Source organism: Pseudomonas aphyarum, from assembly GCF_028657055.1.
In the GTDB taxonomy this organism is placed as follows: Bacteria; Pseudomonadota; Gammaproteobacteria; order Pseudomonadales; family Pseudomonadaceae; genus Aquipseudomonas; species Aquipseudomonas aphyarum.
Genome location: NZ_JAMDGS010000017.1, coordinates 151,949 through 165,813 on the forward strand (window position 1 = coordinate 151,949; position 13,865 = coordinate 165,813).

The window sequence follows — 13,865 nt, forward strand, 5'->3', positions numbered from 1 at the left end:
CTTGGGTCAGACGCTTAGAACGTCTGGCCGAGGGAGAATTGGAACACTTGAGTTTCAGCGTCATCCGGTTTCTTGATCGGCATAGCCAGTGCAAAACTCAGCGGGCCCAGTGCGGTGACCCAGGTCACGCCGACACCGACGGAGCTGGCCATGTTGCTGAGGCTGATGTCGTTGCACTGAGTGGCAGAAGTCGAACCGACAGTCGCGTTGGTAGTTTTCTCGCACTTGGAGTCAAATACGTTACCCACGTCCCAGAATACCGAAGTACGCAGGGAACGCTGATCCTTGACGAATGGCAGCGGGAACAACACCTCGACACCACCCTGGATCAACACGTTGCCACCGAACGGCAGCGGATCCTGATCCGGGTCGGCAAGCGTACCGGCGTTACCGGTTACAGCCTGGCCACGGCTTGGGGTACTGCGAGGACCCAGCGTGCTGTCTTTAAAGCCGCGAACCGAGTTGAAACCACCAGCATAGTAGTTTTCATAGAACGGCAAGCCGTCGGTCGAACCGTAACCGTCGCCGTAGCCCAGCTCGGTGTGCAGGCGCATGGTGTAGTTCTCGCTCAGCGGCTGGAACAACTGGCCACGGTAATCGAGCTTGAAGAACGACAGATCGCTGCCCGGAATGGTGGTTTCCAGGGTCAGGCTCTGGGAACGACCACGGGTTGGCAGAACACCTTTGTTCAGGGTCGACTCGGACCAGCCGGCCGAAGCCTTGAAGTTCAGGTAGTTGTCGCCTTCACGCTTAACGAAGTCGAAAATCTCGTCAACGGTGTACTGACCGGTCTTGATCTTGTCCTGCTGAGCGGACAGACCAAAGGTCAGACGCGAAGTCTCGCTGATCGGGTAGCCCACGTTCACGCCGGCGCCCAGGCTGTCTACCGCATAGCTCGCTACGTCGACGTCGAGGTCTTTGTAGTCGGTGGTGCGGTAGAACGCGTTGTAACCCAGGCTCACGCCATCGGCGGTCCAGTAGGGGTCAACGTAGCCGAAGTTGTAGCGGCTCTGGTATTCGCTGCGGGTCAGGCCGACGCTGACGCGGTTACCGGTACCGAGGAAGTTGTTCTGGGTGATCGAACCACCGAGGATCAGACCGGCGCTCTGGGCGAAACCGACGCTGGCGGTGATCGAACCGGAAGCCTGTTCTTCAACGCTGTAGTTCACGTCAACCTGGTCGTCGACGCCTGGCACGGCCGGGGTCTCGACGTTGACTTCCTTGAAGAAGCCCAGACGCTCCAGACGGGTCTTGGACTGGTCGATCAGGTAGGTCGAAGCCCAGCCACCTTCCATCTGACGCATTTCACGACGCAGCACTTCGTCCTCGGACTTGGTGTTGCCACGGAAGTTGATGCGGTTGACGTAGGCACGCTTGCCCGGATCGACAGCAAACAGGATATCGACGGTGTGATCTTCGTCGTGCGGTTGTGGCACGCCGTTGACGTTGGCGAAGGTGTAACCCTCGTTACCCAGACGACGGGTGATCAGTTCGGAAGTGGTGGTCATCAGCTTGCGCGAGAACACCTGGCCTTTCTGCACCAGCAGCAGCGACTTGACCTGGTCTTCAGGGACCTTCAGGTCACCGCTGAGCTTGACGTCACGAACGGTGTACTTCTCGCCTTCGTTGACGTTGACGGTGATGTAGACGTGCTTCTTGTCCGGAGTGATGGACACCTGGGTCGAAGCGATATCCATGTTGATATAGCCACGGTCCAGGTAGTAGGAGCGCAGACGCTCCAGGTCACCGGACAGCTTTTCACGGGCGTACTTGTCGTCGTTCTTGAAGAACGACAGCCAGTTGGTGGTTTTCAATTCGAACAGGTCGGTCAGGTCTTCCTCGGGGAAAACCGTGTTGCCCACCACGTTGATGTGCTGAATGGCTGCGACGGTGCCTTCGTTGATCTTCACTTTCAGACCGACACGGTTGCGCGGCTGCGAGACCACTTCGGTATCGACGGTAGCCGAGTAACGACCTTGCGCAACGTATTGACGTTGCAGCTCGTTACGGACGCCTTCGAGGGTCGCGCGCTGGAAGATCTCGCCTTCGGCCAGACCGGATTGCTTGAGGCCCTTCATCAGGTCTTCGGTGGAAATCGCCTTGTTGCCTTCGATCTCGATGCTCGCGACCGAGGGACGTTCGACGACAGTGATCACCAGAACGTTGCCTTCGCGGCCCAGCTGGATATCTTGAAAGAAACCGGTTTTGAACAACGCACGAGTGGATTCCACCAGGCGACGATCATCCGCCTGCTCGCCGACGTTCAACGGCAAGGCACCAAAGACGCTACCCGCGGAGACCCGCTGGAGGCCATTGACGCGAATATCAGAGATAGTGAAGGACTCGGCGTGAACTTCGGCGATCATCAATACGGTGAGAACCGCAGTTAGCAGCAGACGTTTCATGAAGTCCTTTCTTATTCCAACTGGCAATAAACAAACTGCCGCAAAATGCGGCAGATTCGCAATTCAGCGAAGCGTTACAGACGACCCAGATCGTTGACCAGAGCAAGCAACATCACCCCGACCACCAAACTGATACCGATCTGTATCCCCCAACCTTGCACCCGATCCGACAAGGGACGACCACGCGCCCACTCGATCAGATAAAACAACAAATGCCCCCCATCCAGTACAGGAATGGGCAGCAAATTCAGAACCCCCAGGCTAATACTCAGATAAGCAAGGAAATTCAGGAAATCAGCGACGCCCGACTGGGCAGAAGCGCCCGCCACTTTAGCAATGGTTATCGGTCCACTCAAGTTTTTTACCGAGAGCTCGCCGAAGAGCATTTTCTTCAGTGAATCCAGCGTCAGGACGCTCATGGTCCAGGTACGACGGGCACCCTCGCCAATTGCCGCCAAAGGCCCGTAACTGACCTCGCGAATCATCTCCGGCGGCCAGTCGACAGCCTTCACGCCCGCCCCCAGGTAACCGCTTGGAGACTTTTTCTCGCCACGTGCGGCCAGCGTCACAGGGACGTCGATTTGAACACCGTCACGCTCGACGCGCAGCACGATTTTGGTATCAGGACGCGTACGAACGGTGTCGACCACCTGCTGCCAGTCATCCAGCGCCTTGCCATCCAGCGTCAGCAGACGATCGCCGGTTTTCAGCCCGGCTGCCTGGGCCGGACCTTTCGGGTCGAGTTCGGCCAGCACCGGCGGCAATGCCGGTCGCCAAGGGCGAATGCCAAGGGAGCGAATCGGATCCGGCTCGTCAGCCCCCTTGAGCCATTTATCGAGTGCCAGTTCACGAGGCGTATCAGCCGTAGAGCCCTGCTCGCGCACCAGCACCTGCAAGGAACCGCTTTCCCCGAGACGTCGCACCAGTTGCAGGTTGACCGCAGCCCAGCCCGAGGTCGGCTCGCCGTCGATCGCGACAATTTCCTGACCGGCACTCAGTCCGGCCGTTGCGGCGATGCTGCCGGACTCCACCGAACCGATGACCGGGCGAATCTGCTCGCTGCCGAGCATGGCGAGCACCCAGAAGAACACCAGCGCGAGCAGAAAGTTGGCCACAGGGCCGGCCGCGACGATGGCGATGCGCTGACGAACGGATTTGCGATTAAATGACTGATGAAGCTGATCGGCCGGTACTTCGCCTTCGCGCTCATCGAGCATCTTGACGTAGCCACCCAGCGGAATAGCCGCGACCACGAACTCGGTGCCCTGCTTGTCGTGCCAGCGCAACAGCGGCATGCCGAAGCCCACGGAGAAACGCAGAACCTTGACGCCACAGCGACGCGCGACCCAGAAATGGCCGAATTCGTGAAAGGTGACCAGCACACCCAGAGCGATCAGGGTGCCGGCAATCATATAGAGCGCGCTCATCTACTTTCTCCGCAATCCTGTCCAGTGCCGCGTGAAGCCATGTGTTGCAAGACCTATCGGCCGTGACGACTCAACCACTGACCGGCCAATGTCCGGGCAGTCGCGTCAGCGGTGAATACCGCATCGAGATCGTCCAGGGCCACCACAGGCTCGAGATTCAAGACTTCCTCGATGATACTCGCGATTTCCAGGTAGCGAACCCGTCCGTCGAGAAACGCGGAAACCGCCACTTCATTCGCCGCATTGAGCATGGCCGGGGCGCTGTTTCCCGCCTCGGCAGCCTGACGCGCCAGACGCAGGCACGGGAAGCGCTCTTCGTCGGGGGCTTCGAAATCCAGGCGCGCAACAGCGAACAGATCCAGCGGCGCCACGCCCGAGTCAATGCGCTCAGGCCAGGCCAGGGCGTTGGCAATGGGTGTGCGCATATCGGGATTACCCAACTGCGCCAGCACCGAACCGTCCACATAATCGACCAGCGAATGAATCACGCTTTGTGGATGAATCACCACTTCGACTTGCGAAGGCCTGGCATCGAACAACCAGCAGGCCTCGATCAACTCGAGCCCCTTGTTCATCATGCTGGCCGAATCCACGGAAATCTTGCGGCCCATGGACCAGTTCGGGTGTGCACAGGCCTGATCGGGTGAAACATGCGCCAGCTCGGTCATCGGCGTCTGCCGGAAAGGGCCACCGGAGGCTGTCAGCAAAATCCGACGGACTCCAACATTACTCAGCCCGCGAGCAAAGTCGTGCGGCATGCATTGGAAAATCGCGTTGTGCTCGCTGTCGATCGGCAACAGGACCGAACCGCTCTTGCGCACCGCCTGCATGAACAAGGCGCCGGACATGACCAGCGCTTCCTTATTGGCCAGAAGAATCTTCTTGCCCGCCTCAACTGCCGCCAAAGTCGGGCGCAGGCCGGCAGCGCCGACGATGGCGGCCATGACAGCATCCACCTCCGGCGCAGCAGCGACCTGACACAAGCCTTCTTCGCCGACCAGCACCTGCGTCGACAGGCCTGCCGCACGCAAATCGTCCTGCAGACTGCGAGCAGCGCCGGCTTCCGGCACCACCGCATATTTGGGGAGATGGCGAACACACAGGGCAAACAGTTCGCTCAGACGGGTAAAACCGCTCAGGGCGAAAGCCCGATAACGCTCCGGATGCCGGGCGATGACATCCAGGGTGCTCAGACCGATCGAACCGGTCGCACCGAGGACGGTAATCTGCTGCGGGCGACTCACGACGCCGCCATCCACAGCAGCACCGCGAACACCGGAATCGCCGCTGTCAGGCTGTCGATGCGATCCAGCACGCCACCGTGACCAGGCAGCAGATTACTGCTGTCCTTGATGCCGGACTGACGCTTGAACATGCTTTCGGTCAGATCGCCCACCACCGAGATGAAGACAATCACCGCCGTACCGATCAAGCCCTTGAACAGTTGCGCCACCGTCCAGTCACGGAATAGCGCGACCAGGGTGGTGATGACCAGGCTCAGCGCCAGGCCGCCATACACGCCTTCCCAGCTTTTGCCGGGACTGACTTGCGGCGCCAGCTTGCGCTTGCCGAACGCGCGACCGGAGAAATACGCCCCGATGTCAGCCCCCCAGACCAGCACCATCACTGCCATGATCAGCCAGTTGCCGAGCGGGTATTGCTTGATCTGCACCAGCCCTTGCCAGGCAGGCAACAGAATCAGCAGGCCGATCATCAGCTTGGCGGCGGCGCTGGACCAATGCTCGCTGGAGCGCGGGTACGTCAGCACCAGCCACGTCGCCAATGCCCACCAGATCACCGAAGCACCCAGCACCCATGGCGCCAGCCCCGGCAGGATGTACATGACGAACAGCATCAGCGCGACCACCGCCGCGTAGCCGACACGAAATGCCTGCGCAGTGAAGCCGGCCAGACGCGCCCATTCCCAGGCGCCCAGACTCACGACCAGCCCGATGAACAGAGCAAAACCGGAACCTTCGAGCAGGAAAAAACCGCCCAGGGCGATCGGCAGCAGAATCAGTGCAGTGATGATGCGTTGTTTAAGCATTAAACCCGGGCTCCAGCTTCGACCTGCTCGCTCGTTTTACCGAAGCGACGCTGACGCAAAGCGAAATCGGCCAGCGCATTGCGCATGGCTTCGTGTTTGAAGTCCGGCCAGAACAGGTCGGAGAAGTACAACTCGGCGTAAGCCAGCTGCCACAAAAGGAAATTGCTGATGCGGTGCTCGCCACCGGTGCGGATGCACAAGTCAGGCAACGGCAGATCACCGGTGACCAGACAGGTCTGCAGCAGATCCGGCGTGATGTCTTCCGGTCGCAGATGACCGGCCTGAACTTCACGCGCCAGACGCTGCGCCGCTTGCGCAATATCCCACTGACCGCCGTAGTTGGCGGCGATCTGCAGGATGAAACGGTTGGCACCGGCGGTCATCGCTTCGGCCTCACGCATGGCTGCCTGAAGCTCAGGATGAAACCGAGTACGGTCACCAATGATGCGCAGACTGATGTTGTTGTCGTTCAGGCGCTTGGCCTCACGACGCAACGCCTTGAAGAACAGATCCATCAAAGCGCTGACCTCATCGGCCGGGCGCTGCCAGTTTTCACTGGAAAAGGCGAACAGGGTGAGCACCTCGACCTTGGCCTCGGCACACACCTCGATCACCGCCCGTACAGCATCCACGCCCGCTTTATGCCCGGCGACACCCGGCATGAAGCGTTTTTTCGCCCAGCGATTATTGCCATCCATGATGATCGCGACATGGCGCGGCACCGCGGACGGCGCAGTCTGCTTGGTCTTGTCCATTTAAAACTCGACCCTTATACGGCCATCAGGTCTTTTTCTTTCTCGTCCGTGGCCTTGGTGATCTGGGCCTCGGATTCTTTGGTCAGCTTATCGATATCAGCGATGGCACGACGCTCTTCGTCTTCGCTGATTTCCTTGTCCTTGACCAGTTTCTTGAGCTCGCCCAAGGCATCACGACGAATATTGCGCACGGCAACACGCGCGTCTTCAGCAGCGCTACGCGCCTGCTTGGTAAAGCCTTTACGCGTTTCCTCGGTGAGGGCCGGCATAGGGATCAACAGCAACTCACCCAGGTTGGTCGGGTTGAGGTTCAGACCGGCGCTCTGGATTGCCTTGTCGACGGCAGCGAGCATGTTGCGTTCGAACGCCACGACCTGCAGGGTGCGCGAGTCTTTCACGGTGACGTTGGCAACGCCGCTCAGCGGGGTGTCAGTGCCGTAGTAAGGCACCATGACACTGCCGAGGATGCTCGGGTGAGCCTTGCCGGTACGAATCTGGCCGAACGCGTGGTTCAGAGACTCCAGGGATTTCTGCATACGCGCTTGGGCGTCTTTCTTGATTTCGTTGATCATTGTTGGCCTTCCTCGATCAAAGTCCCTTCTGCGCCGCCGTGCACAATGTTCAGCAGGGCGCCGGGCTTGTTCATGTTAAATACGCGCAGCGGCATCTTGTGATCGCGGCACAGGCAGATAGCCGTCAGATCCATTACACCCAGCTTGCGATCCAGTACTTCATCGTATGTCAGATGATCGAACTTCTCGGCATGCGGGTCTTTGAACGGGTCAGCGGTGTAGACGCCATCGACCTTGGTCGCCTTGAGCACGACATCGGCGTCGATTTCAATGGCGCGCAGGCAGGCTGCCGAATCCGTGGTAAAGAACGGATTGCCGGTACCGGCCGCGAAGATCACCACGTCCTTGGAGTTCAGGTGGCGCATGGCCTTGCGACGGTCATAGTGATCGGTCACACCGACCATGGAGATGGCCGACATCACGATGGCCGAGATATTGGCACGTTCCAGCGCGTCGCGCATGGCCAGGGCGTTCATCACAGTGGCCAGCATGCCCATGTGGTCGCCCGTGACCCGATCCATGCCAGCCTTGCTCAGCGCTTCACCGCGGAACAGGTTGCCACCGCCGATCACCAGACCGACCTGAACGCCGATACCGACCAGCTGGCCGACTTCCAGCGCCATGCGATCCAGCACTTTCGGATCGATCCCGAACTCTTCCGAGCCCATCAGGGCCTCGCCGCTAAGCTTGAGTAGAATGCGTTTATAGCGAGCCTGATAACCACTGCCCTGCTGAGCCATTGCGAATCTCTCCTGCGGCGTATTTTAAAAATTCTTTGCGAGCTGTTTACAGCTGGCGTTCACTCTAGCTTGGCGCTGCTTCAGCGCCATCGGAACATGGCTTTGTAAGTCAGTTCCAAGGGGAAACCAATTAAAAATTGGTAACCCTATCTGAAAAGAGGCTGCGCGCGTGAGCGGGCAGCCTCTTTCGGGCGACAGTTGAAAAACCGTCTTATTGCTTGGCGGCAGCCAGCTGGGCAGCAACTTCTTCAGCGAAGTTGTCGACCGGCTTCTCGATGCCTTCGCCTACTTTGAAGTAGGTGAAGGAAACGATTTCAGCACCGGCTTTCTTGGCCAGTTCGCCAACCTTGACTTCAGGGTTCTTGACGAACGCCTGCTCAACCAGGCTCGCTTCTGCCAGGAACTTGCTGATACGGCCTTTGACCATGTTCTCAACAATGTTTTCTGGCTTGCCTTTGATCTTCTCTTCGTTCAGCTGCAGGAACACAGCCTTTTCACGCTCGATCGCTTCGTCGGAGACTTGCGAAGGCAGCAGGAACTCAGGGTTGCTTGCAGCAACGTGCATTGCGATGTCTTTGGCCAGCTCGACGTCGCCGCCTTTCAGGACAACAGCAACACCGATCTTGTTACCGTGCAGGTAGGTGCCGACAACCTCACCCTCTACGCGTACCAAACGACGGATGTTGACGTTCTCGCCGACTTTGGCAACCAGTGCTTCACGAGCCGATTCCTGAGCGGCGATCAGCGGAGCTGCGTCGGTCAGTTTCTCGGCGAAGGCTTTTTCTACGCTGGCAGCAACGAAGTTTTTGAAGTCGTCTTGCAGGGCCAGGAAGTCGGTCTGCGAGTTGACTTCCAGCAGCACGGCTGCCTTGTCGTCGGCCTTGATGGCGATAGCGCCTTCAGCGGCAACGTTACCGGCTTTCTTGGCAGCCTTGATGGCGCCCGAAGCGCGCATGTCATCAATGGCTTTTTCGATGTCGCCGTCAGCCTTTTCCAGGGCTTTCTTGCAATCCATCATGCCTTCGCCGGTACGCTCGCGCAGTTCTTTGACCAACGCTGCAGTAATTGCTGCCATTTTCAAATTCCTCTTGGATAGGTTTTCAACCATTCCACCCGATCGAACGGGCGTTCAATTCTTCCCGAAACCCCTTGTAGCCGCTGCACGTTACAGATGCTGTAGCTGCGCTGCCGACAGATGGTTTTCGAGGTGGCAAAAAGGGGGCCAAGCCCCCTTTTTGCTTACTGAGTCAACGCCAGGGCGTCAATTACTCAGCTGCAGCCTGAGTTTCTTCAGCTGCGAACTCTACAGTGCCGCCAGCAACGTTGTTGCGACCGCGGATCACTGCGTCAGCCATCGAACCCATGTACAGCTGGATAGCGCGGATTGCGTCATCGTTGCCTGGGATGATGTAGTCAACGCCTTCCGGGCTGCTGTTGGTATCGACAACGCCGATGACCGGGATGCCCAGCTTGTTGGCTTCGGTGATCGCGATGCGCTCGTGGTCAACGTCGATCACGAACAGTGCGTCTGGCAGACCGCCCATGTCCTTGATGCCACCCAGGGAGCGATCCAGCTTCTCAAGATCACGGGAGCGCATCAGCGCTTCTTTCTTGGTCAGCTTGGCGAAAGTACCGTCTTCGGCTTGTACTTCAAGGTCACGCAGACGCTTGATGGAAGCACGAATGGTCTTGAAGTTGGTCAGCATGCCGCCCAACCAGCGGTGATCGACGTACGGCGAACCGCAACGTGCTGCTTCTTCAGCAACGATCTTGCCAGCGGAACGCTTGGTGCCGACGAACAGAATCTTGTTTTTGCCCTGGGCCAGACGCTCTACGAAAGTCAGAGCTTCGTTGAACATTGGCAGGGTTTTTTCAAGGTTGATGATGTGAATCTTGTTACGCGCGCCGAAAATGTACTTACCCATTTTCGGATTCCAGTAACGGGTTTGGTGACCGAAGTGCACACCGGCCTTCAGCATATCGCGCATGTTGACTTGGGACATGATAGTTCCTTGATAAGTCGGGTTGGGCCTCCACGTATCCCAATGACCAACCATTGATCCGAGGATCAAAGGCACCCAGGCCATCGTGTCGACACGTGTGTGGGTTAATGCTCTCGGGGCTATCCCCGGAAAGCGGCGCATTTTATACCACAGGGACGACGCAAACGGAACCCGGAATCTGCAATCGCGTCAGGGACATGCGCGCCAGCCCCTTGGAATCGGGACAATGCACCACATTGTATAGAGAGAAGCGATGCACGCAGGCGCGGATTTGCGCCTTCGGTCTGTTAGAATCGCGTTTTTCGGGGCCGCCAAATCAACAGCCGCGCCCCTGTTCGTATCAGCAAGCGCCGCCGAGCGCAGAGAGAGCCTGTATGACCGTCACCCTCAAAACCCCCGAGGACATCGCTGGCATGCGTGTCGCCGGCAAACTGGCCGCCGATGTGCTGGAAATGATTGCCGAGCACGTCAAGCCGGGCGTGACCACCGATGAGCTGAACCAGATCTGCCACGACTATATCGTCAACGTGCAGCAGGCCATCCCTGCCCCGCTCAACTACAAGGGCTACCCGAAGTCGATCTGCACCTCGATCAACCACGTAGTCTGCCACGGCATCCCGAACGACAAGCCGCTGAAAAACGGCGACACCCTGAACATCGACGTCACGGTGATCAAGGACGGCTACCACGGCGACACCAGCCGCATGTTCCACGTCGGCACCGTGCCGGTCTGGGCCGAGCGCCTGTCGCAGATCACCCAGGAATGCATGTACAAGGCGATCGAAATCGTCAAACCCGGCTGCCGCCTCGGCGACATCGGCGAAATCATCCAGAAGCACGCTGAAAAGAACGGCTTCTCGGTGGTGCGTGAATTCTGCGGCCACGGCATCGGCAAGGTGTTCCACGAAGAACCGCAGATCCTGCACTACGGTCGCGCCGGCACCGGCATGGAACTGAAGGCCGGCATGACCTTCACCATCGAGCCGATGATCAACCAGGGCAAGGCCGACACCAAAGTACTGGGCGACGGCTGGACCGCGATCACCAAGGATCGCAAGCTATCGGCACAGTGGGAACACACTTTGCTTGTCACCGACACCGGCTACGAGATCTTCACCCTGCGCAGCGACGACACCATCCCGCGCATCTCGGCCTGATCCAGACACCGTTCCCAGCCTATAGAAGGAAAGCCAATCGATGCCGCAGGTGGATCCCGAACTCTTCGACCGCGGTCAGTTCCAGGCTGAACTGGCCCTGAAAGCGAGTCCCATCGCGGCGTTCAAGAAGGCGATCCGCCAGGCCCGCGAAGTGCTCGATGCACGGTTTCGGGCCGGTCGCGACATCCGGCGACTGATCGAAGACCGGGCCTGGTTCGTCGACAACATCCTGCAAAAGGCCTGGGACCAGTTCGACTGGAGCGAAGACGCCGACATCGCGCTGGTCGCGGTCGGCGGCTACGGTCGCGGTGAGCTGCACCCTTACTCCGACATCGACCTGCTGATCCTGCTGGACAGCGCCGACCACGAAATTTTCCGCGATTCCATCGAGCGTTTTCTGACGCTGCTGTGGGACATCGGCCTGGAAGTCGGTCAGAGCGTTCGCTCGGTCGACGAATGCGCCGAAGAGGCGCGCGCCGACCTGACGGTGGTCACCAACCTGATGGAAAGCCGCACCATCTGCGGCCCCGAGCGCCTGCGTCAGCGCATGCTCGATGTCACCAGTACCGCACACATGTGGCCGAGCAAGGATTTCTTCCTGGCCAAGCGCGCCGAGCAGAAGGCTCGCCACCACAAGTACAACGACACCGAATACAACCTGGAACCCAACGTCAAAGGCTCGCCCGGCGGACTACGGGATATTCAGACGATTCTGTGGGTGGCCCGTCGTCAGTACGGCACCCTGAACCTGCGCGCCCTGGCCGGCGAAGGCTTTCTGGTCGAGAGTGAAAACGCCCTGCTGGCGTCCTCTCAGGAATTCCTCTGGAAGGTGCGTTACGCCCTGCACATGCTGGCCGGTCGCTCCGAAGACCGCCTGCTGTTCGATCACCAGCGCACCATTGCCGGGCTGCTGGGTTTTGAAGGCGACGACGCCAAGCAAGCTGTCGAAAACTTCATGCAGCAGTACTTCCGCGTCGTGATGAGCATCGCCCAGCTCAGCGACCTGATCATCCAGCACTTCGAAGAAGTCATCCTCGCGCCGGAAGACGAAGCGCCGCCGCAGCCGATCAACTCTCGCTTCCAGCTGCACGACGGCTACATCGAGGCACGCAACGACAACGTGTTCCGCCGCACGCCGTTTGCCATGCTCGAGATCTTCGTGCTGATGGCCCAGCAGCCGGAGATCAAAGGTGTACGCGCCGACACCATTCGTCTGCTGCGGGAAAACCGTCACCTGATCGACGACAACTTCCGCAACGACATCCGCAACACCAGCCTGTTCATCGAGCTGTTCAAGTGCAAGATCGGCATCCACCGCAACCTGCGGCGGATGAACCGTTACGGCATTCTCGGGCGCTACCTGCCGGAGTTCGGCTTCATCGTCGGGCAGATGCAGCACGACCTGTTCCACATCTATACGGTAGATGCGCACACGCTGAACTTGATCAAACACCTGCGCAAGTTGCAGTACACCCAGGTGTCGGAGAAATTCCCGCTGGCCGCCAAGCTCATGGCCAAACTGCCCAAGCCTGAACTCATCTATATGGCGGGCCTGTATCACGACATCGGCAAGGGCCGGCATGGCGATCACTCGGAGATCGGCGCGGTCGATGCCGAGGCGTTCTGTCAGCGTCACCAACTGCCGGTGTGGGACAGCCGCCTGATCGTGTGGCTGGTGCAAAACCACCTGGTGATGTCGACCACTGCCCAGCGCAAGGACTTGTCCGACCCGCAGGTGATCCATGATTTCGCCCTGGCGGTCGGCGACGAAACCCGTCTCGACTACCTGTACGTGCTGACCGTGGCCGACATCAACGCGACCAACCCGACCCTGTGGAATTCGTGGCGTGCCAGCCTGTTGCGTCAGCTCTACACCGAAACCAAGCGCGCCCTGCGCCGTGGCCTGGAAAACCCGGTGGATCGCGAAGAGCAGATCCGCCAGACCCAGAGTGCGGCGCTGGACATTCTGGTACGCGGCGGCACCGATCCGGATGACGTCGAGCAATTGTGGGCGCAACTGGGTGACGACTACTTCCTGCGCCACACCGCCGGCGACGTGGCCTGGCACACCGACGCGATCCTTCAGCAACCGGCCGACGGCGGTCCGCTGGTGCTGATCAAGGAAACCACCCAGCGCGAATTCGAGGGCGGCACGCAGATCTTCATCTATGCGCCGGACCAGCACGATTTCTTCGCCGTGACCGTGGCCGCGATGGACCAGCTCAACCTGAACATTCACGACGCCCGGGTCATCACGTCCAGCAGCCAGTTCACCCTCGACACCTACATCGTGCTCGACACTGATGGCGATTCGATCGGCGACAATCCTGTCCGGGTCAAACAGATTCGCGACGGCCTGACCGAAGCCCTGCGCAACCCGGCCGACTACCCGACGATCATCCAGCGTCGGGTGCCGCGTCAGCTCAAGCATTTCGCGTTCGCCCCGCAGGTGACGATCCACAACGATGCCCAGCGTCCGGTGACGGTGCTGGAACTCACGGCACCGGATCGCCCGGGCCTGCTGGCACGGGTCGGCGGGATTTTCCTCGAGTTCGACCTGTCGCTGCAGAACGCCAAGATCGCCACCCTGGGCGAGCGGGTGGAAGACGTGTTCTTCATCACCGACGCCCACAATCAACCGCTGTCCGACCCGCTGCTGTGCAGCCGTTTGCAGGATGCCATCGTCGAACAGCTGAGCGTCAATCAGGAACCCGATATCAAACTGTCGCGCATCAGCATTTGATTGCGCGCCCGGATTC

The 13,865-nt window shown here is 59.4% G+C and carries 11 protein-coding genes; 2 read left to right on the forward strand and 9 right to left on the reverse strand.

All coding sequences use genetic code 11. The annotated features are described in order from the left end of the window. Positions 1 to 14: 14 nt before the first annotated feature. From bamA to rpsB, 9 genes are all read right to left on the reverse strand, one after another. On the reverse strand, positions 15 to 2,405 hold the full coding sequence (gene bamA, locus M5G18_RS25955) for an outer membrane protein assembly factor BamA (protein ID WP_115076720.1): 2,391 nt from the start codon (positions 2,403 to 2,405) through the stop codon (positions 15 to 17). A 74-nt stretch (positions 2,406 to 2,479) separates the two neighbouring features. Then, positions 2,480 to 3,832, reverse strand: coding sequence for a sigma E protease regulator RseP (gene rseP / locus M5G18_RS25960; RefSeq protein WP_273896382.1), 1,353 nt, complete (start codon positions 3,830 to 3,832; stop codon positions 2,480 to 2,482). A gap of 53 nt (positions 3,833 to 3,885) precedes the next feature. Next, positions 3,886 to 5,076, reverse strand: coding sequence for a 1-deoxy-D-xylulose-5-phosphate reductoisomerase (gene ispC / locus M5G18_RS25965; protein ID WP_273896381.1), 1,191 nt, complete (start codon positions 5,074 to 5,076; stop codon positions 3,886 to 3,888). Next, on the reverse strand, positions 5,073 to 5,879 hold the full coding sequence (locus tag M5G18_RS25970) for a phosphatidate cytidylyltransferase (RefSeq protein ID WP_273896380.1): 807 nt from the start codon (positions 5,877 to 5,879) through the stop codon (positions 5,073 to 5,075). The genes ispC and M5G18_RS25970 overlap by 4 nt, the downstream gene beginning before the upstream one ends. Beyond that, a complete protein-coding gene (gene uppS / locus M5G18_RS25975) occupies positions 5,879 to 6,634 on the reverse strand; it encodes a polyprenyl diphosphate synthase (protein WP_007954779.1) in 756 nt (251 codons plus the stop codon). The genes M5G18_RS25970 and uppS overlap by 1 nt, the downstream gene beginning before the upstream one ends. Positions 6,635 to 6,648: 14 nt before the next feature. Beyond that, complete coding sequence (gene frr / locus M5G18_RS25980) at positions 6,649 to 7,206, reverse strand: ribosome recycling factor (protein ID WP_007954771.1); 558 nt, start codon at positions 7,204 to 7,206, stop codon at positions 6,649 to 6,651. Next, complete coding sequence (pyrH, locus tag M5G18_RS25985) at positions 7,203 to 7,946, reverse strand: UMP kinase (protein WP_003222124.1); 744 nt, start codon at positions 7,944 to 7,946, stop codon at positions 7,203 to 7,205. The genes frr and pyrH overlap by 4 nt, the downstream gene beginning before the upstream one ends. Before the next feature lie 211 nt (positions 7,947 to 8,157). Next, the gene (tsf, locus tag M5G18_RS25990; RefSeq protein ID WP_273896379.1) at positions 8,158 to 9,021 is read right to left on the reverse strand and encodes a translation elongation factor Ts; all 864 of its coding nucleotides are present in this window, start codon (positions 9,019 to 9,021) and stop codon (positions 8,158 to 8,160) included. A gap of 190 nt (positions 9,022 to 9,211) precedes the next feature. Then, complete coding sequence (gene rpsB / locus M5G18_RS25995; RefSeq protein WP_003222119.1) at positions 9,212 to 9,949, reverse strand: 30S ribosomal protein S2; 738 nt, start codon at positions 9,947 to 9,949, stop codon at positions 9,212 to 9,214. 374 nt (positions 9,950 to 10,323) lie between these two features. Between rpsB and map the strand changes: the two genes are divergently transcribed. Together map and M5G18_RS26005 are read left to right on the forward strand one after the other, a co-directional pair. Next, positions 10,324 to 11,106: a type I methionyl aminopeptidase gene (map, locus tag M5G18_RS26000; protein ID WP_127797061.1), complete on the forward strand. Its 783-nt coding sequence runs from the start codon at positions 10,324 to 10,326 to the stop codon at positions 11,104 to 11,106. Positions 11,107 to 11,146: 40 nt separating this feature from the next. Continuing rightward, complete coding sequence (locus M5G18_RS26005) at positions 11,147 to 13,849, forward strand: [protein-PII] uridylyltransferase (protein ID WP_007954768.1); 2,703 nt, start codon at positions 11,147 to 11,149, stop codon at positions 13,847 to 13,849. Positions 13,850 to 13,865 lie beyond the last annotated feature (16 nt).

Excerpts from the sequence above, each read along its gene's own strand:
- bamA (WP_115076720.1), bottom strand. The coding sequence starts at position 2,405 with ATGAAACGTCTGCTGCTAACTGCGGTTCTCACCGTATTGATGATCGCC.
- rseP (WP_273896382.1), bottom strand. The coding sequence starts at position 3,832 with ATGAGCGCGCTCTATATGATTGCCGGCACCCTGATCGCTCTGGGTGTG.
- M5G18_RS25970 (WP_273896380.1), bottom strand. The coding sequence starts at position 5,879 with ATGCTTAAACAACGCATCATCACTGCACTGATTCTGCTGCCGATCGCC.
- uppS (WP_007954779.1), bottom strand. The coding sequence starts at position 6,634 with ATGGACAAGACCAAGCAGACTGCGCCGTCCGCGGTGCCGCGCCATGTC.
- frr (WP_007954771.1), bottom strand. The coding sequence starts at position 7,206 with ATGATCAACGAAATCAAGAAAGACGCCCAAGCGCGTATGCAGAAATCC.
- pyrH (WP_003222124.1), bottom strand. The coding sequence starts at position 7,946 with ATGGCTCAGCAGGGCAGTGGTTATCAGGCTCGCTATAAACGCATTCTA.
- tsf (WP_273896379.1), bottom strand. The coding sequence starts at position 9,021 with ATGGCAGCAATTACTGCAGCGTTGGTCAAAGAACTGCGCGAGCGTACC.
- rpsB (WP_003222119.1), bottom strand. The coding sequence starts at position 9,949 with ATGTCCCAAGTCAACATGCGCGATATGCTGAAGGCCGGTGTGCACTTC.
- map (WP_127797061.1), top strand. The coding sequence starts at position 10,324 with ATGACCGTCACCCTCAAAACCCCCGAGGACATCGCTGGCATGCGTGTC.
- M5G18_RS26005 (WP_007954768.1), top strand. The coding sequence starts at position 11,147 with ATGCCGCAGGTGGATCCCGAACTCTTCGACCGCGGTCAGTTCCAGGCT.